Raw genomic sequence first — 22511 nt, forward strand, 5'->3', positions numbered from 1 at the left:
CTATTCTAAATTTGAGCAGAATCCAAACCCTTGGGGCAGGGGGATGCGCTGCCCTTCTGGGGAAAGTGAGTTTGAGCAGAGAACGGTTACCTTTGCAATTAAAGTTTTAATCCCATCCAATCTCAGTCGGAGACTACAAAATGACTAATCAACAAAAGCAGAACCACACAGCCACCACTAATAGAATGTGCAAACCGGTTCGCGCAATAAATCCATTCTGTCGCCAACAGCCTGCGGCCATCAGGCTACCTGAAACCCGCTAGGCAGGCTTTGATTCCTGCCTGCCGCATTAAAAGGCTACCTGAAAACATCAACTTCGGCGCAGTGGAAACAAACCTGTGGCTTGCGCCTGTTCCTGCCTGCCACATCAGGCGGAGAAATAGTTTTCAGGTAGCCTCACCGTGGGCTTACCCGATAACAGATAACCAAAGGCTACCTGAAACCGCAGACAAACGGTTTCAGGTAGCCTTTTTGTATTCCGGCCGCACTGTTTATTCCACCACAATCTGCGGGAAGCGGTTGCTGAAGTCTTTGCCTTTGGCGGCCACGGCCAGGGCGGTTTGCCAGGCGGCTTCTCTGTAGATTTGGGCGATGGCGGGGTGGGCGGCCTGCATTTGGGCGGCGCTGCCGCTGTCCATGGCTTCGCGCACGGGCAGGCTCAGGGGCAGCTGGCCCAGCAGCGGCACGCCGAGGCGTTCGGCCAGCGCTTTGCCGCCGTCTTGGCCGAAAATAGGCTCGTGATGCCCGCAGCGGCTGCAAATATGCACCGACATATTTTCCAGCACGCCGAAAATGGGGATGTTGACTTTGCCGAACATATCCACGGCTTTGCGCGCGTCGATCAGGGCGATGTCTTGCGGGGTGGTCACCACGATGGCGCCGGTAACGGGGATTTTCTGCGACAGGGTGAGCTGGATATCGCCGGTGCCGGGCGGCAGGTCAACCAACAGGTAGTCCACATTATCCCATTCGCTTTGAAACAGCAGCTGCTGCAGGGCCTGGCTCACCATGGGGCCGCGCCATACCACGGCTTGGTCGGTATCGACCAGAAAGCCGATAGACATCACTTGGATGCCTTCGGCCGAGCGCACGGGGATGAAGTGTTTGTTTTCCTGCTGCGGTTTGCGCTCGGGCACGCCGAGCATGGTGGGCTGGCTGGGGCCGTAGAGGTCGGCATCGAGGATGCCCACGCGCGCGCCCATGTTGTGCAGCGCCACGGCGAGGTTGGCGGCGGTGGTGGATTTGCCTACGCCGCCTTTGCCGGAAGCGACGGCGATGATGTTTTTCACGCCGTTGATGGTGCGCACGCCGGGCTGGACTTTGCGGGCGGTGATTTCGCTGCGGATGTTGGTTTGCACGTTGGCATCAAAACCGGCTTGGGCCAGCGCGGCGGCGATGTTTTGCTTGAGCCGGTCGGCAATATGACCGACGGGAAAACCGAAGCAAAGTTCGATTTGCAGGCCACTAGCAGTTTGTTCGATAGCTTGCAGGGCATGGCTGCTGCCGATGGTGAGGCTGCTGTTGGGAATAGCGACGGCCTCGACGGCGGCGCGTAGGGTGTTATCGTTGTGCATGATGTTTTTCCTTGAGGTGTGTGTGGATTGGGGAAACAGGCTACCTGAAAACGGGAAATACCGTTTCAGGTAGCCTGTTTGGTTGGCCGGGCGTTTGAGCGGGTTGGCTACGAGAACAGCCGTTTGGCCAGCTCGCTGCCGGGCTCGATGCCCACCCGTTTCATTTCGTCTTGCCGCGCCACCACATAGCTGCGGATTTCTTTCAGCCATTGGGTGGACAGCTCTTCGAGCTTGTCGTTGACCAAATCCAGGCCGAGCATGCTGGAAAGCTTAACGGCGATATCCATGAAGCGGTTGAAGTTTTTCTCGCCATCGGGGATGTGCGGGGCATCAAACAGCATGCTGATGCCGCGATAATTCTGGGTGGAGAGTAGGGTGGCGGTGAAGGCGCTGTTGTCGAGGGTGGAGATGGCAAACAACGGCTCGCCTTTGGCATCGTTCAGGTAGAACATGCCGTCGTGGGAAAGCTCGAAGCCTTGGCGCTCTACCGCGTTGCGCAATTCTACGCCGCTCACGTTGTTGCGGGACACCAAATGGATGGCGATGGTTTGATCCACGCGGGCGCACAGGTCGTCCAGCGGGCGGGCGATGGAAAGGAAGGTGTCGATGTCGGTGAGCAGCAGGCCGCCGTCCATTTTTTCGGCAAAGGCATTGGCCTGTTCGCCGAATTGCTCCAAATCGGCAATACTGGCCAAGCCGTTGCGGCTGATGGCTTGCAGGCCAATCACGAAACCTTGGTAGTACACGCTGGGAATCGGCTCGGCGATTTGGAAGCGGTCGTCCATGGTGCAGCCGGCGATGCGGAAGCGGTGGCGGCTGGAAAGGCGCGGCATGGCGTGCAATTCCTGCGGCTCTTTCAGGGAAATGTAGCAAAGGTAGTCGAAGCGGCTGTCGAACCAGGGCAGCTGCTGCTTGGCCAAATCCTGCAAATCGAGCAGCAGCTTGCGTTTGGCCGGCTCTTGGGTTTGCGAGGGTGCGGCCGCCGGCACGGGCTGGAAGTTGAACGCGGGGGCTTCGGCGGCGGGCTCGGCCTGCAATACCGGCTCGGCAGGGGCGCTGTCGGCTGCGGCCGGCGTTTCGGCAACAGGCGTTTCGTCGGCCGGTTCGCTTGAACGGCTGAATTTAACAAAGGCCGGCTGCAGGCGCGGCGCAGCCTCTGCTTCGGCTGCGGGAGCTTGCTGCTGGCCGTCGCGCACGGAATGGGTGTGGCTTTCCATCAGCGCGTCTTTATCGGCATGGCCGAATTGGGCGCGGATGGAATCGCGGTATTTCTTTTCCTGATAGGTGTTGTATAGCAATACGCCGAACACAGGGGCAAAAATGAGGATGGCGATAATCAGAATGGTGTTGGTGCTCATTGATACTTCCGAAGGGGAGCTGTCGAAACAGCGGAATTATATAGCGAAAAGGCTTTCTTTCCCATAGACGGCCGTTTCAAACCCGGCCATATTGTGTTGGCTCGGTTTAATTTGAAACGATTATCGGGGTGCGGGCGGGAATAAGGCTACCTGAAAAATACGCGCTCCTACTGCAGCAACGGCTTCCGGTTTATTTGCCTTCATCCTGCCCGCGCTCTTTTTCTTCGCGTTCTTTTTCTTCCAGCTTCTGCTGTTTGGCGGTGAGCTCGGGCAGCTCGAAGTGGATGTTCAGGCCGTTGGGCTGCACATTGGCGGCGCTGATGCGGCCGTTGTGTTTGCCAATTACATGGCGGGCAATGGCTAGGCCAAGGCCGGTGCCGGGTTTGTGCGCTCCGCTGTCGGCGCGGTAGAAGGCGGTGAAGATGTGCGGCAGCTGGCATTCGTCCACGCCCGGGCCGTTGTCGGCAATATCGATGTACCAATGGTGTTTGTGGCCGGAGAGACGAACGTGGATTTTGCTGCCTTCCGGGCTGTAGGCCATGGCATTGCGCAATACGTTGTCGAAGGCGCGGTAGAGGTAGCCTTCGTTGGCAGAAACAGTGGCTTCGGCATCGGCCGGGTCGTAGGCAAAATCGATTTGCTGATTGTTTTGGCAGGCGATGGCGCGGCAGTCGTCCACCAAGTTTTCCAAGAAGGGCACCAGCTTGAGCGGGTCTTTTTCCATTTCCACGTTGGCGGTTTCCAAACGGGAAAGGGTGAGCAGCTCGCCCACGAGTTTGTCCATACGGGTGAGCTCGGATTCCAGGCGCTTGATGTTTTGCTCCTGTTTGTGCGGCTGCACTTGCAGCAGGGCGAGCAGCGCCTGCATACGCGCCAGTGGGGAGCGCATTTCGTGCGAAACGTGGTGCAGCAGGTGGCGTTCGCGTTCCACCAGTTTTTGCAGGCGGCCGGCCATGTGGTCGAACTGGACGGCGAGTTTGGCCAGTTCGTCGCGCCGGCCGAGCAGCTGGTGGGAAATCCGGGTTTCGAGGTCGCCTTCGGCCAGGCGGCTCATGCCGCGCTCCAGCGTGCGGATGGGCTGGGAAATATTGCGGGCAAGGATGTAGGCCAGAAGCAGGCCGACAATGATGATGAAGCTGAGGATGATGAGCTCGTGCCACACCGGCGCCATTTCCACGCCGGGAATCATCAATGGGGAAGGCAGACGGGTGGGCTGTTGTTTGTCCCAATCGGCCAGCATGAAGATGTATTCTTCGCCCAAAGGGTCGTAGGCCACGCGCACGGCGCGGGTGTTAGGGTATTCGGCGGCAAATTTGCGGGCGGCCAGGATGCGGGCGGGCTCGACCTGGCGCTGGAAAATATCGGCTTTGCTGTCGCCGGAAATCACTAAGATGTTGTCGAACGTGGGGGTATTATTCCAGTCTTGCAGGGTTTCGCGCACGCCGGAGAGGCCGCGGGTTTGGAATACGGTAACGGTGCTGTTGAGCAGGCCGGTTTCAAAGGCACGCTGCTGCTTGAAACGACTTTCGGCCATTCGGTCCTGCACCAGCCAGAAAGAGAAGCTGGCCACGAAAATGGCGGCGATGATGACGAAGAAAAAGGTGAGGAAAATCCGCTGGAACAGTTTCATGAATATGCTTTGGCGGGAAGGTTTGGCCGGCCACAAAACAATGCCGCCGTCAGTCGGTTTAGGCTTGGCGGCGGCCGTTGGGTGGACAGTGCAAACGAAGAAGCGATATTTTCAGGTAGCCTTTATCCTGTTTGATGCAGGCTACCTGAAAGCGCAAGCTTCAATTAAAGTTCAAATCGAAATATCAGTTTTTCACAAACAGATAACCCAGGCCGCGCACGGTTTGGATGAGCGAGGCATCGCCCAGTTTGTGGCGGATGCTGGAAATGTGCACATCGATGCTGCGGTCGAACTTGGCCAGCTTGCGGTCGAGCGCTTCGAGCGAAAGGGTTTCTTTGTTCACCACCTGGCCGGCATGGCGCATCAGCACTTCCAACAGATTGAATTCGGTGCTGGTGAGCTCCAGCGGGGCTTCGTTGATGGTGGCTTGGCGCTTGGCCGGATAAAGGGTAACGTCGCTCACGGAAATCACATTGGGCGTGTTGTTGTCCGGCTCGGCCAGGCGGGTGCGGCGCAGGATGGCGTTGATGCGCGCCAAGAGTTCGCGCGGCTGGCAGGGCTTGGGCACATAGTCGTCGGCGCCCATTTCCAAGCCGATGATGCGGTCGATGTCGTCGCCTTTGGCAGTAAGCATGATGATGGGGATTTTGCTCTGCTGGCGCACGGTTTTGAGCACATCCAGCCCGCTGAGCTTGGGCATCATGGAATCCAGCACCACCACGTTGTAGTTGCCGGAGAGAATTTCGCTTACGCCGGCTTCGCCGTCCGGCACGCTGCTAACTTCCAGCCCTTCGGCGCTCAGGTATTCGGTTAAGAGCTCGGTGAGCAGGGCGTCGTCGTCTACCAATAAAACACGGTTCATACTTACTCCTTAGTATTTTATGTGCCGTTGCAGCACAGAAATTTTGCTGCCGGGGCTTGCCCGGCAATCTGGCCAACCAACGTGATTTTTCCAGCTCGGCAGCCGGGATTAGGCTGGTTGACTATTGAATTTCAAGCGTCTTAACACTTTGCCTGATACAGGCGAACAAGCCAAATTCTTTTGCGTATCTTTGCGTAAGCCGGGCGGGATATCACGGATGTTATGCTTGTTTAAGCCCGGCAACAAATGGCGCTTGGTTTTAACGGGGTTGCCGCTTCACTTTCAGGTAGCCTCATCCCTCGTCAAACCCCGCTGCCGCTGCGCGAAGCCGGGCGGCTGCCGCTGTTGCCGGCAGGGGCGGAAGCGTTGCCGCAGGTGAGGTTGCCGGCGGCCTGGGGCATGGTTTGCACATACAGCTGGCACTGCTCGCGCAGGGGCTGCACCACTTCGGGCGCGGCACGAAAAGCGGCAGCGGTGCTGAGCAGGCCGGGCATTTGTTTGGGGTAGTAGCGGCCCATGTTCACCAGCCAATCGGCAGCTTCGCGCGGGCGGCCTTCTTGCTCTAAATAGAAGGCGCGCACGGCAGTGTTGGCATAGGGTCGGAACAGGCTGGCGCGCAGGGCGGCATCACGCCCCCACTCGGGCAGCGGGCGCAGCCAATCCACTTTGCGAATCAAGCCCATCTGTGCGTAGTATTTGAGGAAATAGTGTTTGCTTTCCAGCTCGCGCAGGGTGTCCACCTGTTTGTATTGCGGATAGTTTTCGGTGGGATTGGCGTAGGCAAATACCAAGCGGTGGTAGGCAAAGCCGTATTGCACAATGATAACGGCCGCCAGCGCGGCAAAGGCCATGCCGAAACGTTGCGGCCACTTGCCGGCCTGCACGATATACCAGCCGGGCGCTTTGGCCGGCGTGAGGCTCATCATCACAACAAACGGCGTGAGGAAATACACATACCACAGCGGATACTCCAGCAGGCTGTGGCACAGCGACACGCTCATCAACGCCAGCATCAGCGCCGAAGACGCGCCCAATCCCTTTTTCAGGTAGCCCTTGGCCACCGCTAGCCAGCCGCCGAACACCAAAATGGCACCCACCACGCCCATCTCGGCCAAGATTTCCAGCATACTGTTGTGGCTGTGGGTAAACAACACGCCCACGTCATAATTGCGAAACGCCGAGCCACGCATGGCCAGCGCGAAACTCTCGTGCGCATAGCCCTGCCAGCCTACGCCCAGCCACGGATGCTCGGTAAACACCGTCCACGCCTTCGCCCATTCCGAAGAGCGCCCCGGGCTGGCCGCATCGCCCGACACCAAACGCCCCACGCCGGAAGATTGCACATCGGGAGCCAGCCACGTATCCACCAGCCAAGGCATAATCAACTGCGCCGCCAGCACGCCCAGCACCAACAGCCCCGTCAGCGCGCACCAACGGCGCAACGGGCGGCCGCCCAACACATACAATAGCGGCACCAGCAGCAACAACGCCCCCACATACACCATAATCGTGCGCGAAGTAATCACTCCGATGACTTGCAGCAAAAACACCGCCAGCGCCAACGCAATCAGCCCCGGCAACCGCCGCCTGCTCCACAGGTAGCCCAGCGCTAGCACGCCCCACATCATGTAGTGCCCCAAATGGTTGCGCTGCCCCACCTGGCCGAACACAAAATACTTCTGCGGCGCGCGCATCATCCCCGGCAGCCAGGCCGTGTGGCCGACAAACTGAAACACGCACACCAAGCCCTGCAACACCGCCCCGCAAAGCAGCGCCCAGGCAAAAATTTCCACCACCCTATCCTGCCCCAGCCGGGCTACCTGAAGCCGACAAGCCCAAGCCAGCAGCGCCATCACACAAAACACCGCCGCCGTCAAATCCGACATTTCCGGATACGGCAGCCGCAAAATCCGCGCCTGCACCAGCCAAAATCCCGCCAGCAGCACAAAAAACACCATCGCCCCCGGCAGCCGCGCGCGCGCCGGATTGCGCCACAGCGTGAGCAATGCAAACAAAGCGGCAAACAGCAGCGAGCCGCTCTCAATAAACCAGCCGCCCTGCGGCCCCGTGCGCCAAGACGACAAAAACGGCACCACCGCCATCAGCGCCATGCCCAGCCACACCACCCAGCTTTCTTTCAACCGTTCCCACATCATGCCCGCTCCCTCTTGCCTGCCCGCATAAACATCAGGCACGACACAAAAAACACCACGCCCGCAGCCAAAGCCGCCGCCGCACAAACCCGGCTTGCCGGCTGCGCGTCAAACAGCCGCACTACCGCCTCCGCCGCATAAAACAGCACCAACATCCCGCCCAGCAGGAAAGTTTGCCTGTTGCGCCGCAACACCCCCGGCAGCAGCAGGCACAAAGGCAGCGCCTTCAAAGCCAGCCAAGAACCGCCCGGGCGCAGCGGCGAGAGCCACAGCTCCCAAGCCAAGGAAAGGAAAATTAGCGCAAACAGGCTGCACACAGCCGCGCGGTAGGCAAAAGATGGCGAAATCGGCATTGCTTGTTCAAATTAAAAAAGAATCGGGTTGAATAAATTAAAGAGGCTACCTGAAACCGGCAGGCACGATGCCGCGCCCGCCCGTTCCGGCAGAAATTATAGCCAAAGCAAACATGTTTTCATACAAACGGCAGATACAAAAACTGCCCGCAATCCGCCTCCCCGCCCGAGGGGTGATAGAGCGGGCGGCAAACCGCAGCTTGGTTTTCACTTCGTTAGCACTGAAGTTTTCAGGTAGCTTGATGGCCGCAGGCTGTTGGCGACAGAATGGATTTATTGCGCGAACCGGTTTGCACATTCTATTAGTGGTGGCTGTGTGGTTCTGCTTTTGTTGATTAGTCATTTTGTAGTCTCCGACTGAGATTGGATGGGATTAAAACTTTAATTGCAAAGGTAACTGTTCTTTGCTCAAACTCACTTTCCCCAGAAGGGCAACGCATACCCCTACCCCAAGGATTGGGATTTTGTTCAAGTTCGGAATAGCCTAACTCCGGCACAAAGGCATACATGGTTTTCTCAGCCATTAGTTCATTGGTTTGGGTATCGATAATCTTGATGGTTGTTCCCGCTATCCAATGTTTGCGGTTTTCCCAGGAAATATCGTTTTCGTAGGTAACAGCATAGCGGGCACGGGGGTGGGGATTCAGTTGTTTATCCTCAACCCACTCCTGATTTACCTTGTAAATGCTATAATGAATAATTGAATTATCTTTCTGTAAAACGTCAGCATAGATATACCTTGGAAAGCTAAGATTAGAACGGAGAAGAAATTCCTCAATATATCCCTCTCGCTTCGACTCACTCTCCACCGCCGCATCCTCCCACATCTGGTCTTTCAGCGGGTTGTAGCTGTTATCCTGATACTTCTCGTCATCCCCGCGCACTTTCAGCAGCAGGATGCCGTCCACATTGTCCGCCGTGCGGTAGATCTTCTCGCCGGCGTTTTGGCACAGCTGGTCGAAGCGGGCTTTGGCGGGATCGTAGCGTTTGCGCCATTCGGCTTCTTCCGCTTCGGCTTCCCGCCTCTCCTGCATTTTTTCTACCTGCCCTACCGCATAAAGCAGCCCGGCTACAGCCAGCCCGGGCAGAAATATTAACTGCGGGTTTTTATTAAATAGTTTGGGGTTTATCTGATAACAGGCAAAACTTACGGCCAGGATCAGCAATATTATCCCGCCCCAATGAAACAGGTTATAGATGAAGAGAACATCGCGTGTGGTAATCATGAAGGATGGTGTCCTTTGCTTATTTGGCCGGGTTTTGAATCGGGCTGCCTATAAGGCTACCTGAAAAGTTTTCGGCATGTTTGGGAGGGGCTTTCTGATTGCAGGCTTGGCTTTTAAGTTTTCACTTCGCTGAAGTTTCTTATTTTCAGGTAGCCTTTCGGTAGGCACTTTTCCCTTCTTGAGGCTACCTGAAAACCTTTCCTTTGCTCTTTACCAATCTTCACCGCCTGTTTTCAGGTAGCCTCTTCCGTACCAATCCCCGCCAAACAACAACACCGCTGTGCGCAGCATGAAGGCCATGCTGGCGGCAGCGGTGTTGCTGTTGGTGCGGCGGTACGGCGTGTTCGCGGGGGGAATCCATTTGGGCTCCGGATCGGGTCGTATCGGTATCGTTTATGTGCGGCATGGTAACTTGGTGGCAAAAATGCACTTTTGCTTCCCCGCCCGCCGCAATGGAAAGGCTACCTGAAAATGCCAACGCAGGGCTTGGCGGCGCTAAAGCTGAGGCTTTCAGGTAGCCTCATCTGCTTCTGCGCTGTCCGCCGCATCTGCATTCGGCTTAAACAGCCGGCACATCAGCAAGCCCGCCTCATACAGCGCAATCAGCGGCACCGCCAGCAGAAACTGCGAAATCACATCCGGCGGCGTCACAATCCCCGCCACCACAAATGCCACCACCACCACATAAGGCCGCGCCGTTTTCAGCGCCGCGAGCGATACCGCCCCCATCCGATACAGCAGCACCACCAACACCGGCAGCTCAAACGCCATACCGAAGGCCACAAACATGCCTAGTACGAAGGAAAGGTAGCGGTCGATGTCCGTCATCATGCTCACCCCTTCCGGCGTGGCCGAGGCAAACACTTTAAACACCAGCGGGAACACCAAAAAATAGCAAAACGCCATCCCCGCAAAAAACAGCCCCACGCTCGAGAGCAACAGCGGCAGCACCAGCCGTTTCTCGTGCCGGTAGAGCGCCGGCGCCACGAAGGCCCACAGCTGGTAGAGCGTATGCGGCAGCGACACCAAAAACGCCGCCATCAGCGCCACCTTCAGCGGCACAAACACCGGCGCAATCACATCGATCGCCTGCATATGCGCCCCCGGCGGCAGGCTCGCCATCAAAGGCTTGGCCACCAGCGCATACAGCCGGTTGGCAAACGGCACCGCCGCAAACAGGCACAGCAGCAACACCGCGGTCACCCACATCAGGCGGCGGCGCAATTCCTTCAAATGTTCCACCAAAGGCTGCGCGTTCATCTGCCGCCTCCCGCCTGTTTGCGCACCCGCAAACGCGGCTGCACCCGCACGCGCGGCTGCAGCTTGCGCCGACACGCGCGCGAGCGCTGCCCCAGCGAAGGCGTGTGAAAGCCCGGGGCATGGGGCGTATCCCGCAGGGCGGGCAGGCCGTCTTCATCCAGGCCGAAATCCGCCGGCGTGCGCTGCGGCGGCAAACGCTCCCAGGCGGGCACATCCGGCGCGGCTGCCGAACGCAGATGCTGCATTTCCTGGCGCAGCTCGCTGGCTGTATCCGCCAGCGTTTCCTGCATCCGGCGCAAATCCGCCATATCAGCATGCTGCGCCAGCTCGGCTTTCAGGCTGCCGGCCAGGCGTTGGAGCTTGCCCGCCATCCGTCCGGCAGCACGCGCCGCCTGCGGCAGCCGCTCCGGCCCGAGCACCACCAGCGCCACCAGCGCCGCCAGCAGCATCTCGCTGAACGCGAAATCAAACATCGCCTATTCGCCCGGCTTCTCTTCTTTATGCTCGACAATCTGCTTGGGCGCAGCCGTTTCGCTTTCGCCCTCGCTGCCTTCGTTTAGGCCTTTTTTAAAATCGTGAATCGCCCCGCCGAGGTCTTTGCCCACATTGCGCAGCTTCTTCGTGCCGAAAATCAGCACCACCACAATCAAAATCACCAGCCAATGCCAGCCGCTAGAAATACCCATCATTCTTTCCTTTCAATCCATTCAACGGCAGCACACATAAGGCTACCTGAAACCGGCGCGGCAGGTTTCGCCAAAACGTTGTTTCCGGCCGAATCAAACAGCCCCGCCGCCAATCTGCAAACAGCCGCGATTGTAACAGCGGGCGCGGCAAACCGAAAGAACGGCGCGGCGGGCGGATGGTATTGCAACAGGGCGGCAAGCAGCCCAACAGTCGGCGCAAACCATGCCTTGCCAATTTCAGGTAGCCTTTGCTACGGCGGCGGGCGGGTATTAAGCCCATTCCCACGGGTTTCAGACAGCCTGCCAGAGAGCGGGCTGCAAGCAATCTTGTGGCGCAAACTTATCTGCCAATCTGGATGAAGGCTACCTGAAAACGGGAGTCTAACCAGCCGCCGGCTTAGCCAAGCCGCTATATGCGCCCGCCAAGCCCATTCTCATCATTTCAGGTAGCCTGCTGCCACGCCGCCAAACCCGGCCGTTCGCTATATATAGTGAATTAAATTTAAACCAGTACAGCGTTGGCTCGCCTTGCCGTACTATTTGTACTGTCTGCAGCTCGCCGCCTTGTCCTGATTTAAATTTAATCCACTATAATGCCGATTCCTTCTTAATTTCTTGCCTCCGCCCGCGCCATGCTCCATCTTTATTCTTCCAACCGCCTCGAATTTCTTGCCGAAACCGCCGTTGCGCTGATGCAGACTACGCCGCCGGAAGCGGTGTTTGCGCCGGAAGAAATCGTGGTGCAGAGCCAGGGGATGCGCCGCTATCTCAATCATTATTTAGCCGAGCGCAGCGGCATTGCGGCCAATTTGCATTTCAGCCTGCCTGCAGCCTTGAGCTGGCAACTCACGCGCCGCTTCCTGCCCGATGCGCCACGCCTGAACCCGTTTGCGCCGGAAGTGTTGCGCTGGCGGCTGCTGCCGCTGTTGGAAAATGCCGATTCGGCTCTGCCGGCCGTATTGCAGGGCTACCTGAAAAGCAGCACGGCGGCGACCTATCATTTGGCAGGGCGGCTGGCGGACGTGTTCGACCAATATTTGGTGTACCGCCCACATTGGCTGGCGCAATGGGAGCAGGGCAAACTCAACGGCTTGGGCGCAGACGAAGCCTGGCAGGCCGCATTGTGGCGCACGCTCGCCGCCGAAGCCCCCGCCGCCCACCGCGCCGCGCAGCACGAACGGCTGCTGGCCGCGCTGAATCCGGCGCGCCTGCCGCAGCGTTATTTGGCGTTCGGCATTTCCACGCTGGCGCCGGTGTATCTGGATTTGTTGCAGGCCTTGGCCGAACACACCGATGTGCACCTGTTCGCGGTCAATCCCAGCCAGCAATACTGGGGCGACATCCAAAGCCCGAAACGGCTGGCCGCGCAGGCCGAACCCGCAGCCGAAGAAGCCGGCCACCCGTTGCTCTCCTCGCTGGGCAAACAGGGGCGCGATTTTTTCGACCGCCTGGCCGTGAGCACCCGCGCCATGGAACAGGTGGAACTCTTCCCCGCGCCGCCCGAATCGCCCAGCCTGCTGCAACGCCTGCAGACCGATATCCAGCTGTTGAGGCTACCTGAAAAAGGCAACGCGCAGATGGACGGCAGCATCGTGATCCAAGCCGCCCACAGCCCACTGCGCGAGCTGCAAATCCTCAAAGAACACCTATTGCGCCGTTTGGCAGACAAGCCCGAGCTGCAACCGCACCACATCGCCGTGCTCACCCCCGCCGTGGAAGACTACCTGCCCTTCATCCACGCCGTGTTCGGCGAAGCCGCGCCCGGCAGCCGCGCCCTGCCGTATTCCGTGGCCGACGTGCGCCTCAGCCGCAGCCAGCCTTTGATGTTGCTGGCCGAGCAGCTCATCGCCCTGATGCAAAGCCGATTCGAAACCGAACGCCTGCTGCCCCTGCTCGATGCGCAAGCGGTGCGCCGCCATTGGCAGATTGATGAAACCGATGCCGAATTCCTGTGCCGCAGCGTGGCCGAACTCAACGTGCATTGGGGCGCGGATGCCGAAATGCGCGCCGAGCACGGCGGCAGCGGCAAGGCCTTCACTTGGCAACAGGCCGCCGAACGCAGCGTGCTGGGCTGGCTGCTGCCCGAGGGCGAAGATGCGCTGTGGCAGGGCGTACACCCTTGGGCGGCCGATTTTGCCCGCCAGCCTGCCCAAGCCGCCTGGTTTGTATTGCTGGGCAAACTGCGCGAACACCACCGCCGCTGGCAAAGCCCCGCGCCCGTTGAAGGCTGGATCGAACGCTTCCGCGCCCTCTTGGCCGATGCCGCGGGCGATACCCCCGCCGAGGCCGACCAGGCCGCCTGGCAACAAATCAGCCAGGCCTTGGCTGCATGGCAGGAAGAAGCCTCGCTGGCGGGCTATACCGCAGCCCTACCCCCCGACACCGCCTGCCAGCACCTGCACCGCTTCTTCGGCCAAAGCAGCGAAGCCGCCCTTTTGCGCGGCGGCATCACCTTCTGCAGCATGGTGCCCATGCGCAGCCTGCCGTTCGACACTGTGTGCCTGCTCGGCCTGAACGACGGCAAATACCCGCGCCAAACCCCCGCCCCCGCCTTCGACCTGATCGCCCACCACCCCCAATCCGGCGATCGATCCCGCCGCGACGACGACCGCTACCTGTTCCTCGAATCCCTGCTCAGCGCCCGCAGCCACCTCTATCTGTCCTACATCGGCCGCGACCACCTCAAAGACGAAGCCCAAGCCCCCTCGCCGCTGTTGAGCGAACTCATCGACACGCTGGCACAAATGGCCGGCCAAAGCAGCGCCGACTTCACCGCAGCCCATGTGCGCCAACACCCCCTGCAAGCCTTTTCCGCCCGCTATTTTGCCCCGCCAGAGAATGGGGAAAACTCAGCCGGTCTTAGCGAAAACGGGCTTTCAGGTAGCCTGTCCGGCCTCCGCCAAGACTATGCCCAAGCCCTCAACCAGCCTGCCGCCGAAGCCACCCCCTTTATCGGCGACACCCCGCCCAAAGCCGCTGTCGAGCCCACGGTATCGCTCGACAGTTTCCTAAACTTCTGGAACAACCCGGTGCGCTATTGGCTGCGCCACGCCCTGCAATGGAAAGGCCCCTATGCCGACCGTCCCTCCGATTCTGCCGAGCCCTACGCCATCGAACATCCCGACGAAGTGAAGCAGCGCTACCTCGACGCCCGCCGCCAGCATGAAGATTTCGCCCAAACCGAAGCCAAGCTGCAGGCCGACAGCCTCCTGCCCGCCGGCCTGCTCGGCGAAATCCTGCAAGAGCCAGAGCGCACCGCCGCCAAGCAGCTCGATTCCGAACTGCTTGCCAGCCCGCGCGAGCCCGATTTCCCCTTCCGCTTCGAGCACGGCGGCCACACCCTTATCGGCAGCCTCACCCACCTGCACCAACACGGCCAAATCTTCTACTGCGCCGCCAAACTCAAAGCCCCCGCCGAAATTAGGCTGTGGCTGCAACACCTGGTGTATTGCGCCGTTCACCCCAAAGCACAAGCCACCCATCTCATCTCCCTCGACAGCCCGCAAACCCTGCCGCCGCTGCCGCAAGCGGAAGCTGCCGAACAACTTGCCCGCTGGTTCGACTACTACCTGCTCGGCCAACAGCAACCCCTGCCCCTTTTGCCCCGAACCAGCCTCGCTGCCGCCAAAGCCTGCACTGCTAAAGACCTTTCTGCCCAAGGGCTACCTGAAAAAGCCCTTACCGCCGCCCGCGGCAAATACCGTGACAGCCGCGACTACTCCGGCCAAAACCAAGATCGCGAAATCGCCCAAGTGTATGGCCGTGATGAAGACGAGCCGATTAACAGCCCCCTGTTTGCCCGCCTCGTTTTAGAGCTGCTCGCCCCGCTGCATTTATGGTTTACTTCTGAAGAGGGCAAAGGCAAAAAGGCCGGTTAAACAGGCAGGCCGTACTAAAAACATGTCGCACTCAGACAGAGGCTACCTGAAATTTGTTTAGCCGCATCAGAGGCGTGCGAGCCAGTTTCAGGTAGTCTTACTTCAAATTGCATCACAATTTAACCATCTGTATTTAAATTGCATTTTTAAATTTTCGCACAAACTGTTAAAAAATTTCCTCATTCGTGCCAAATTTCTATTGACAACTCTCCGCCCCGTCTCTAAAATGCGCGCTTCCTTTCCCCGATAGCTCAGTCGGTAGAGCGACGGACTGTTAATCCGCAGGTCGCTGGTTCGAGCCCAGCTCGGGGAGCCAAAGGGTCGTTAGCTCAGTCGGTAGAGCAGCGGACTTTTAATCCGTTGGTCGAGCGTTCGAATCGCTCACGACCCACCAAATTTTAAAAAGCCTAAACATCCCGTTTAGGCTTTTTCTTTATCCCCTGCCCATCATGCCCGTTCGCCAAACCCCCCCCGCCCGCCGTTTATCCGTTGCCCCGATGCTGGACTGGACAGATCGGCATTATCGCTACATGGCACGCCAAATCAGCCGCCATGCCTGGCTCTACACCGAAATGATTCATGCCGGCGCCATCATCCATGGCCAGGCCGAGCGTTTTTTAGGCAAAGACGAAAGCGAAAACCCGGTTGCCCTGCAGCTGGGCGGCAGCAACCCGGCCGATTTGGCCAAGGCCGCCGCCATCGCGGCAGGTTGGGGCTATGACGAAATCAACCTCAACTGCGGCTGCCCCAGCCCGCGCGTGCAAAAAGGCGCGTTCGGCGCCTGCTTGATGAACGAAGTGGATTTGGTGGCCGATTGCCTCAACGCCATGCAGGAAGCCGCGCCCGATTGCGCCGTAACCGTGAAACACCGCATCGGCATCGATCGCCAAACCGAATACCAAACCGTATGCGATTTCGTGGGCACGCTCTCCGACAAAACTGCCTGCCGCACCTATATCGTCCACGCCCGCAATGCCTGGCTGGAAGGCCTGTCGCCCAAAGAAAACCGCGATGTGCCTCCCTTGAAATACGACTATGTTTACCGCCTCAAACAGGATTTCCCCCATTTGGAAATCATCATCAACGGCGGCATCAAAACCAATACCGAAATCGCCGAACACCTGCAACACGTCGACGGCGTGATGATTGGCCGCGAGGCCTACCACAACCCGATGCTGATGCAATCGTGGGACAGACTGTTTTACGGCGAAAGGCTACCTGAAACCGATTTCAACACCCTTATTCACACGCTCTACCGCTATATGCAGCGCTCGCTCGCCGCCGACCCGGGTCTCACCATTCGCCACATGTTGCGCCACTACCTCGGGCTGCTGCATGGCCGCAACCATGCCCGAGTGTGGCGGCAGATGCTCTCCGATGCCACCTTGCTGCAAAGCAACCGCCCCGAATTGATTTTGGAAGCGTGGGAGAAGGTTTCCGCCGGGGTTTAACTGCATAAAAGGCTACCTGAAAATTCAGGTAGCCTTTTGCTTGGGCGCTGGTTTGAGTAGCGGCATGATGCAAGACTGCATGAACAGGCTGCCAGTGCGGGCTACCTGAAAGCCATCTAGCAACGCAGCCGCCAATAGCAACCGTGTTTTATAGTGGATTAAATTTAAACCAGTACAGCGTTGGCTCGCCTTGCCGTACTATTTGTACTGTCTGCGGCTCGCCGCCTTGTCCTGATTTAAATTTAATCCACTATAGCTTCGCAGAAACTCAGCCTTGGCTACGCCAAGACATGGTTTTAACTCCGTTGAAGCTTACGCTTTCAGGTAGCCCTTTGGGGCGCGAAGCATTGCCTAACCGCTGGTGCCCGCTGCGGCCGCCTCCTGCGTTTCGGTTTGGGTATCCTCCACGTCTTGCAAGGCCTGGTAGGCGGGGAGCAGGAGTTTGGCAATCAAGGAAAGCTGCTGCCAGAGGGTGTGGGCGTGGGGGCTGGCGCTGCCATCGGGGCGCAGGGCGGTGAGCTGTTGGCGCAGGGCGCTGTAGGCTACCTGAAATTCGGCTTCGGTCAGGCTGGGCAGCTGTTCGAGCAGGCGTGCGGTTTCATTAGCGGCCTGGGCGAAGGCGGCGTTGAAATCGGGCTCTATTTGGCCCGGGCTGAGGCGGCTACGGTAGGCGCCGAGGGCGGAGATATAGCCGTTGATGGCGTAAACGGTTTTGAGCAGGGTGAAGCCGCCGGGCAGGTGCGCGGCGTATTTTTTCGGCTCGCCGGACATGTCGGAAAGGGTGCTGCTCAGTTGGGCGGCGCGTTCGTGGGCGCGGCGGCGTTCGCTGCGGTAGGCGGCATCGTCGCACTGGCCGCCGTGCTGGAGCTGGTCGGTGATGCTTTTCAGGTAGCCTGCGTTGCCGGCCAAGGCGCGTTGGGCGGTGCGGGCGAGAGAAAGGTAGCGCCAATCCGGCCAGAGCATGGATACAGCCCACCAGGCCAGCACGCAGCCGACGATGGTGTCGAGCAGCCGCCAAGGCAGGGCGTCGATGCCGTGCAGGCCGGCGATGTAGAGATTGGTGATGGCTTGGATGGTGATGAAGAAGGTGGAGTAGCTGTATTTGTTGGTGCGGAAGAAGAAAAACAGGGTGCTGGAGGCGGCCACCACCGCCAATTGGGTGGCGAGCGAGGGGGTGAAATAGGGCAGTAGCGAGCCGACGGCCACACCGGCCATTGTGCCGACCACGCGCTGGATAAGGCGGCTTTTGGTGGCGGAATAGTTGGGCTGGCACACGAATACGGCGGTGAGCAGCACCCAGTAGCCCATGGGCAGCTTGAGGCTTTCCACTAAGGCGATACAGAGGAACACCACAATGGAAAGCCGCACGGCGTGGCGGAATACGCCGGATTCGAAGCTGAGGTGGCGGCGCAGGATATTGAGATGGCTGCGCCAGCCGTCGGCATCTTCGCGCACGATGCGGGTTTGCTCGCTGGCTTCGGTATAGCCAGCTTGTTCGCCGGCCAGGTGGGTGAGTTGGTAGTTGATACCGTAGAGGTTGTCGATAAGGCGGCGCAGGCTGCGCGGGCTCTTATCGGCTTGGGTGGATTGGTGGTGCTGGTATGAGCGGCGGATGCTGGCGGCCAGTTTGTCCAGCTTGGCATTGTCCGGCACCGTGCTGCCACGTTGCAGGCTGTGCGCCATGTCGCGGCAGGCCTGCGCCTGCCATTCGATCAGCCGCTGGATGCGGAAGATGAGGTCGCTGTGGCTGAGCTCGGCCACAAAGCGGCGGTATTCGCCGATGTAGCTGGAGCTGGCGCGCTCGTGGATGTCTTGCGCGGCAAAGTAGTAGTGCAGCATGCGGGCGGTGCGTGGGTGGCGGTGCTGGCCGCGCATGCGGTAAAACAAGGCGCTACGCACTTGGTTGAACGCGGCAATCACTTTGCCGTTTTGCATGGCCAGCGCGATTTGCCGCTGCTCGAGCTGGTCAGTGTCGTCGGGGTCGAAGAATTGGGCTTTGATGTCGAGATAGCCCGCGAGCTCGGTATAGGCAGCGGCCATGCTGTCTTGCACCGGGCGGTGCGGCAGGATGAGGTGCAGCAGCAGGGTGTTGCCGCTGTAGAGCAGCGTGCCGCACAAAATCAGCAGGGTGTTGGCATACCAAACCATGCTGTGGTTGATGGTGAGGATGGTGTAGAGCGCCACCACCAGTGTGCCGAAGGAGATGGTGCGGTAGCGCAGGCTGATGGCGCCGGACAGAGTAAACACGAAAGTGAGCAGCGTCATTGCGGGTAGAAACAACAGCGGCTGGCCAAAAGTAAACTGCACGGTGAGCGAGGAAACGCTGAAGGCGGCAATGGTGGAGAGCAGGTTTTGAATGCGGCCGGTGAGGCGGTTGTCTAAATCCACCAGGCCGCCGGCAATCACGCCGAGCACCAGCGGCATACACATCAGCGGCTTCTGCCAATACCACACGGCCAGCACGGCCATGCACACGCTAACCAGCATCGGCAGCGCGGCCAGCACGCGCGCGGAAAGCCATTTGAGCCGGGATGGGATAAGGGGCATGGTGGATAAATAAAGGATGAGTGGGAAAGGGCTGTATTTTAGCGCAGGCGGGCGCGGCATGATACGGCTGCACCTTCAGCAGTGGGGCAGGGTTTTCAGGTAGCCTTGCAATACGGAACACGAGCACTCCTATCGTGTTTGTCCGCACCGCAGCAAGTATGGCCGCCTGCTTTTGTAGCGGAAAAGACGGACGGCAGGCTACCTGAAAGCGCAAACTTCAACGAAGTTATAGTGGATTAACAAAAATCAGGACTAGGCGGCGAGCCGCAGACAGTACACACGTTACGGCAAGGCGAGCCAACGCTGTACTGGTTTTTGTTAATTCACTATATCTTGTTTATACAGTGCAATCTGCCCGGCAGCGTGTTAGAATGCGCGCCGGTTTCGGGCTGCGCTTTCAGGCAGCCTCAAGCCTTTATTTTATTTCCAACCTGCCCTGCCTGTCTGAAACCCTAACCATGCGCCTGCGTCTGTGCGGGCTTATGCTTAGTGTTTTAGCGGCAGCGGCCTTTTCCTAAAGGAATCTTAATGTTTAACAAACACGTCAAATCCTTCCAATACGGCCAGCACACCGTTACCATCGAAACCGGCGAAATCGCCCGCCAGGCTGCGGGCGCGGTAAAAGTATCCATGGGTGAAACCGTGGTGCTGGTGGCCGTTACCGCCAATAAAGAAGTGAAAGCCGGGCAGGATTTCTTCCCGCTCACCGTGGATTATCTGGAGCGTACCTATGCCGCAGGCAAAATCCCCGGCGGCTTCTTCAAGCGCGAAGGCAAACAGAGCGAAAAAGAAATCCTCACCAGCCGCCTGATCGACCGCCCCATCCGCCCGCTGTTCCCCGAAGGCTTCTTCCACGACATCCAAATCGTGGCCACGGTGGTATCGGTTGATCCGGAAATCGATTCCGACATCCCCGCCATGATCGGCGCTTCTGCCGCGCTGGTGTTGAGCGGCGTGCCTTTCGCCGGCCCCATCGGCGCCGCCCGCGTGGGTTACCTGAACGGCGAATACGTGCTGAACCCGACCAAAACCCAGCTGGCCAAATCACAGCTGGATTTGGTGGTGGCCGGTACTGCACAAGCCGTGCTGATGGTGGAATCCGAAGCCCAAATCCTGCCCGAAGACGTGATGCTCGGCGCCGTGGTATACGGCCACAATGAAATGCAGGCCGTTATCCGCGCCATCAACGAGCTGGCCGATGCGGTCAACCCCGAAGTGTGGGACTGGAAAGCGCCCGAAACCGATGCCGCCCTGGTGGCCAAAGTGCAGGAAATTGCCGGTCAAACCGTGGCCGAAGCTTTCAAAATCCGCCAAAAACAGGCTCGCACCGCCAAGCTGGACGAAGCCTGGGCTGCTGTGGAAGCCGCGCTGATCACGGAAGACACCGACACCCTGGCCGCCAACCAAATCAAAGGCATCTTCAAACATTTGGAAGCCAACGTGGTGCGCAGCCAGATTCTGGCCGGCCAGCCGCGCATCGACGGCCGCGACACCCGCACCGTGCGCCCCATCAGCATCCAAACCGGCGTGCTGCCGCGCACCCACGGCTCCGCCCTCTTCACCCGTGGCGAAACCCAAGCCCTGGCCGTGGCCACCCTCGGCACCCAGCGCGACGAGCAAATCATTGATGCCTTGAGCGGCGAATACACCGACCGCTTCATGCTGCACTACAACTTCCCGCCCTATTCAACCGGCGAATGCGGCCGCATGGGCGCGCCCAAACGCCGCGAAATCGGCCACGGCCGCCTGGCCAAACGCGCCCTGCTCGGCGTGTTGCCCACGCCCGAAGAATTCAGCTACACCATGCGCGTGGTGTCTGAAATCACCGAATCCAACGGCTCTTCTTCCATGGCCTCCGTGTGCGGCGGCTGCTTGAGCCTGCTCTCCGCCGGCGTGCCGCTCAAAGCCCACGTGGCCGGTATTGCCATGGGTCTGATTTTGGAAGGCAACAAATTCGCCGTGCTCACCGACATCTTGGGTGATGAAGACCACCTCGGCGATATGGACTTCAAAGTGGCCGGCACTACCGAAGGCGTTACCGCCCTGCAGATGGACATCAAAATCCAAGGCATCACCAAAGAAATCATGCAGATTGCCTTGGCACAAGCCAAAGAAGCCCGCCTGCACATCCTCGAGCAGATGAAAGCCGCCGTGGCCGGCCCGCAGGAGCTCTCGCAGCACGCGCCGCGCCTCTTCACCATGAAGATTAACCAAGACAAAATCCGCGACGTTATCGGCAAAGGCGGCGAAACCATCCGCGCCCTCACCGCCGAAACCGGCACCGAAATCAACATTGAAGACGACGGCACCATCACCATCGCCGCCGTGAACGTGGAAGCCGTGGAAGCCGCCCGCAAACGCATCGAAGAAATCACTGCCGAAGTGGAAGTGGGCCAAGTGTATAACGGCGTGGTGATTAAGATTTTGGATAACAACGTTGGCGCCATCGTATCCGTAATGCCCGGCAAAGACGGCTTGGTGCACATCAGCCAAATCGCCCACGAGCGCGTGAAAGACGTGAACGACTACCTCAGAGTCGGCCAAAACGTGCGCGTGAAAGCGCTGGAAGTGGACGACCGCGGCCGCGTTCGCCTCTCCATGAAAGCCCTGCTGGATCAAACCCGCGAGCAATAAACGCAGGCTGTAGGGTCTGTCGACACTTAAGAGTTTCCGTGTCTTTTTGCCCCCCAAGGCAGCATCTTCCACGTTGGAAATCCTCGCAAGGTATCCAACCTTGCTGCGGTTTCCGCCTTGGGGACAAAAATCCATTTGGAAAATTAAATGTCAACAGACCCTGGATAAAGCAAAGGCTACCTGAAAAAGTTTCAGGTAGCCTTTATTTGAAACTACAGAGAAGTGCTTTCATAGCGGATTAAAATAAGAATAGGACGAAGCGACTGGTCGTAGACGGCTCCCACGTACGGCCAGGCAACGCAGCAGCATTCTTATTTCAATCACGATAATGATAGGAGAAGCCCATGCCCAACCGCCCCACCTTCAAAGAAGCCGACAGCATCGACCGCCGCATCCTCAAGCTCTTGCAGGAAAACGCCCGCCTGAGCATGACCGAGCTGGCCGAACGCGTCGGCCTGTCTGCCACCCCCGTAACCGAACGCGTGCGCCGCTTGGAGCGCGACGGCTACATCAGCGGCTACCACGCCCGCCTCAACCCCGCCCGCTTGGGCTACGGCTTGCTGGTGTTCGTGGAAATCAAACTGCATTCCAAATCTGGCGATATTTTTGAAGAATTCCGCCGCGAAGTGCTGAAAATCCCGCAAATCCTCGAATGCCACCTCGTGTCCGGCGAATACGACTACCTCATCAAGGTTCGCCTGCAAGATATGTCCGCCTATCGCGACATGCTCGGCAAAATCCTGCTGCAACTGCCTTCCGCGGTAGAGAGCCGCAGCTATGTGGTGATGGAGGAAGTGAAGGAAAACGGGCCGCTGGCGCTGGAAGATTGGGAAGATTAAACCAAAGGCTACCTGAAAGCGTAAGCTTCAACGGAGTTAAAACGTGGCGCAGCGAAGTTT

The 22511-nt window shown here is 58.8% G+C and carries 16 protein-coding genes, 2 tRNA genes and 1 pseudogene; 6 read left to right on the plus strand and 13 right to left on the minus strand.

Going from position 1 to position 22511, the window contains the following annotated elements:
* Positions 1-491 precede the first annotated feature (491 nt).
* The 12 genes and pseudogenes from apbC to ACO6EE_RS02090 all read right to left on the minus strand — a co-directional run.
* The gene (apbC, locus tag ACO6EE_RS02035; RefSeq protein ID WP_485958862.1) at positions 492-1574 is read right to left on the minus strand and encodes an iron-sulfur cluster carrier protein ApbC; all 1083 of its coding nucleotides are present in this window, start codon (positions 1572-1574) and stop codon (positions 492-494) included.
* Positions 1575-1681: 107 nt separating this feature from the next.
* Positions 1682-2932, minus strand: coding sequence for a cell division protein ZipA C-terminal FtsZ-binding domain-containing protein (locus ACO6EE_RS02040; protein WP_485958864.1), 1251 nt, complete (start codon positions 2930-2932; stop codon positions 1682-1684).
* Between the two features lie 190 nt (positions 2933-3122).
* A complete protein-coding gene (locus tag ACO6EE_RS02045; protein ID WP_485958866.1) occupies positions 3123-4562 on the minus strand; it encodes a sensor histidine kinase in 1440 nt (479 codons plus the stop codon).
* 184 nt (positions 4563-4746) lie between these two features.
* The gene (locus ACO6EE_RS02050) at positions 4747-5424 is read right to left on the minus strand and encodes a response regulator transcription factor (protein WP_023887968.1); all 678 of its coding nucleotides are present in this window, start codon (positions 5422-5424) and stop codon (positions 4747-4749) included.
* Between the two features lie 302 nt (positions 5425-5726).
* On the minus strand, positions 5727-7580 hold the full coding sequence (locus ACO6EE_RS02055) for a PglL family O-oligosaccharyltransferase (protein ID WP_485958867.1): 1854 nt from the start codon (positions 7578-7580) through the stop codon (positions 5727-5729).
* A complete protein-coding gene (locus tag ACO6EE_RS02060) occupies positions 7577-7924 on the minus strand; it encodes a DUF2069 domain-containing protein (RefSeq protein ID WP_485958909.1) in 348 nt (115 codons plus the stop codon). Before ACO6EE_RS02060 ends, ACO6EE_RS02055 begins: the two co-directional genes overlap by 4 nt.
* Before the next feature lie 341 nt (positions 7925-8265).
* A complete protein-coding gene (locus tag ACO6EE_RS02065) occupies positions 8266-9156 on the minus strand; it encodes a hypothetical protein (protein WP_485958869.1) in 891 nt (296 codons plus the stop codon).
* A 220-nt stretch (positions 9157-9376) separates the two neighbouring features.
* Entirely contained in the window at positions 9377-9517 is a 141-nt protein-coding gene (locus ACO6EE_RS02070; protein ID WP_485958871.1) for a hypothetical protein, read from the minus strand.
* Between the two features lie 149 nt (positions 9518-9666).
* Positions 9667-10416, minus strand: coding sequence for a twin-arginine translocase subunit TatC (gene tatC, locus ACO6EE_RS02075; RefSeq protein WP_485958872.1), 750 nt, complete (start codon positions 10414-10416; stop codon positions 9667-9669).
* Complete coding sequence (tatB, locus tag ACO6EE_RS02080; protein WP_485958873.1) at positions 10413-10889, minus strand: Sec-independent protein translocase protein TatB; 477 nt, start codon at positions 10887-10889, stop codon at positions 10413-10415. Before tatB ends, tatC begins: the two co-directional genes overlap by 4 nt.
* Positions 10890-10892: 3 nt before the next feature.
* Positions 10893-11102, minus strand: coding sequence for a Sec-independent protein translocase subunit TatA (gene tatA, locus ACO6EE_RS02085; RefSeq protein WP_023887973.1), 210 nt, complete (start codon positions 11100-11102; stop codon positions 10893-10895).
* 381 nt (positions 11103-11483) lie between these two features.
* Positions 11484-11710, minus strand: a pseudogene (locus ACO6EE_RS02090) (IS5/IS1182 family transposase); the annotation flags it as partial.
* Positions 11711-11734: 24 nt separating this feature from the next.
* Here ACO6EE_RS02090 and recC point away from each other — a divergent pair.
* From recC to dusA, 4 genes are all read left to right on the plus strand, one after another.
* Positions 11735-14980: an exodeoxyribonuclease V subunit gamma gene (gene recC, locus ACO6EE_RS02095; RefSeq protein ID WP_485958874.1), complete on the plus strand. Its 3246-nt coding sequence runs from the start codon at positions 11735-11737 to the stop codon at positions 14978-14980.
* Between the two features lie 240 nt (positions 14981-15220).
* Positions 15221-15296, plus strand: a tRNA-Asn gene (locus tag ACO6EE_RS02100).
* Positions 15297-15298: 2 nt separating this feature from the next.
* A tRNA-Lys gene (locus ACO6EE_RS02105) sits at positions 15299-15374 on the plus strand.
* Between the two features lie 55 nt (positions 15375-15429).
* A complete protein-coding gene (gene dusA / locus ACO6EE_RS02110; protein ID WP_485958875.1) occupies positions 15430-16431 on the plus strand; it encodes a tRNA dihydrouridine(20/20a) synthase DusA in 1002 nt (333 codons plus the stop codon).
* 351 nt (positions 16432-16782) lie between these two features.
* Here the strand turns inward: dusA and yccS are convergent, their stop codons facing one another.
* Complete coding sequence (gene yccS / locus ACO6EE_RS02115; protein ID WP_485958911.1) at positions 16783-18978, minus strand: YccS family putative transporter; 2196 nt, start codon at positions 18976-18978, stop codon at positions 16783-16785.
* 528 nt (positions 18979-19506) lie between these two features.
* Between yccS and pnp the strand changes: the two genes are divergently transcribed.
* Together pnp and ACO6EE_RS02125 are read left to right on the plus strand one after the other, a co-directional pair.
* Positions 19507-21612 carry a polyribonucleotide nucleotidyltransferase gene (gene pnp, locus ACO6EE_RS02120; RefSeq protein WP_485958877.1) on the plus strand — a complete coding sequence of 702 codons (2106 nt, stop codon included), beginning with the start codon at positions 19507-19509 and terminating at the stop codon, positions 21610-21612.
* 344 nt (positions 21613-21956) lie between these two features.
* Entirely contained in the window at positions 21957-22451 is a 495-nt protein-coding gene (locus ACO6EE_RS02125) for a winged helix-turn-helix transcriptional regulator (RefSeq protein ID WP_485958879.1), read from the plus strand.
* Positions 22452-22511 lie beyond the last annotated feature (60 nt).

The organism is Eikenella sp. (assembly GCF_057315495.1).